General features: G+C 74.7%; 2 protein-coding genes. One reads left to right on the top strand and one right to left on the bottom strand.

Translation table 11 applies throughout. The features are described 5' to 3' along the window. The coding region (locus ACXJKG_RS20765; RefSeq protein ID WP_456847616.1) for a CHAD domain-containing protein at positions 1–513 on the bottom strand (513 nt) is incomplete at its 3' end. Positions 514–676: 163 nt separating this feature from the next. Between ACXJKG_RS20765 and ACXJKG_RS20770 the strand changes: the two genes are divergently transcribed. Further along, on the top strand, positions 677–2148 hold a 1472-nt coding region (locus ACXJKG_RS20770; RefSeq protein ID WP_456847617.1), incomplete at its 3' end, for a hypothetical protein.

A 2148-nucleotide genomic window follows, 5' to 3' on the forward strand; every position in this document is an offset into this window, starting at 1 on the left:
GTCGAGGCCGGCCCAGGCCTGGCGCGCACGCCGGCGGACGAGCCGGGCGCCGGGCTCGTCCGCGCGGGGCCCGGTGGCCAGCTCGCCGCCGAGACCCTCGATCAGCGCACCGAACCGCTCCGACGCCAGCCACGTCTCGAGCTCGTCGAAGGCGAGCTGTCGCGCCGCGGCGCGGTCCTCGTCCACGCGCTGGAGGACGGGCCCGAGCACCAGACCCGGGTCCTCGCGCAGGATCCGGCGCAGGAGGACCTGCTGGACGACGTGTGCGTCCCGGGCCGCGCCGAGCACGTGCCCGAGGTCCGCCAGCTCGACCCGCAGCGGGTCGGTGACGGTCCGGTCCAGCGCCGGTCGGTAGACGGACAGAGCCGCGCGGAGCCGGCGGGTGGACACCCGGGCGGCGTGCACCGCTTCGTCGTCCTCGTCACGGAGCCCGGGCACGGCGGCCAGGAGGTGCTCGACCTGCACGGAGACGTACGCCTGCACGACCTGACCTGCGGTGTCGCCGGATGCCATGGGTCGAGGTTGGCACGCTCCGGCCGTGCCCGCCCACGTCTGCCGCGCGGCGCGCCGCCCGTACGGCCACCCACCGGTATCTCCGGCGACGTGCGCCGCTCCTGAGRTGAGTCCAGGTGGCGTCGTCGCCGCCCGGACGGGTCGATCCGCAGGGGGTGCTCGGATGGTCCTCGACGCGCAGGACGTCGTTCGGACGGCGTCGGATGCCCGGCACGCGGACGTGCGCGCGCTCCTCGCCGAGTACGCGCGGGTGGTGCGGGCGGCCGAGGAGCTGCACGGGCTGGTCTGGGTCCGGACCCGTCCACCGGGATCGGCACCGTGCGCGAGCTGGTGGCGGCTCCCGCGGCCGACCCTCGGGCTGCGCATCCTGGTGGTCCGGCACGTGACCCGGTCGGTGGACGCGCTGTCCCGGACGTACGCGCGCCAGGCCGCGCTGGGTGAGCTCGACGAGCAGGGGCTGCGGACCCGCCAGATGATCGCCGACTACCGGGCCGCGCTCCAGCCGATCCCCTGGAAGTCGGTCCTCGTCCTGTCCGCGATCGCCGGGCTGCTGGTCACGCGGGTCCTGGTCGGGGCGAGCGCCGACGTCGTCGCGTACATCCTCAACGTCAACGCGCTCGAGGGGGAGCAGCAGCAGGCGCTCACGCGGATGGTCGACCGGCTGCTCTCCTTCTCGACGACGCTGTCTCCCGCCGGCCTGGTCGACCAGGTGACCGCGGCGCGGGACGTCGGCCTCTCGGGGCTGCTCGTGCTCGCCATGCTGATGCTCCTCGCGGCGTACGTCGTGCTGAGGCCGATGTCGACGGTGTTCCGGGTCAAGCGGATGCTCTTCAACCTCTGCGACGCGCCCGACCTGAGCCGGACCACGTCCACCTGGCACGTCCCGCGGGCGACCGGCATCTACGCCCGCGAGCGGGTGGTGTTCCGCGACGCCGGGTGCGCGGAGCCCACCGAGACCGCGCTGGACCTGGCGCTGAGCATGCTCGGGGTCCTGCTCGTCTGCGCGCTCTTCCTGCGGCTCTGGGCCTTCGACCCCTACACGGGCCGGCTGCTGCTGTCCGGCGGGGCGCTGCCCAGCGACTACGGCTTCATCGCGCTGACCGTGCTGCTCGCGGCCGCCCGTGCGGCGTGGCTGGTCCGGGCGATGCGATCGCGGCGGGCGGGCAGCCCACCCGGCGCGCTGCCGACCGTGCGGGTGCTCCCGGCGACCGCCCGGCTGGTCGACCAGCGCTCGCCCCTCGAGACGTTCGGGTGGCTGCTGGCCACGTCGTTCGTCATGGTCGGGTGGCTGGTGATCCCGGTCGTCTTCTACCGGTTGTGGTCGCAGATCACCGACGCGGAGGCGGAGGGCGAGACCCGGGCGCTCGCGGCCAGGCACCACCCGTACCGGTCCTTCACGTTCGCCGGCGTGGCGGTCGCGGCCGGGATCGCGACCCCCGTCGTCGTCGCGGTGCTCACGTGCCGAGCCGTCCGCGCGCACGCCGGCCGTGCCCGGGTCGRCATCGCAAGGATCGTCGTCGCCGTGCTGGGCGTCGTCGCGTGGACCATCGCGCTGACCGTCTGGTGGGTCTCCGACGACGACGACACGATCCTCGTGTCGTCCACCGCCCTCGCCCTGGCCGTCGGGATCTCCGG

It is taken from the genome of Cellulomonas sp. P5_C6, assembly GCF_054049635.1.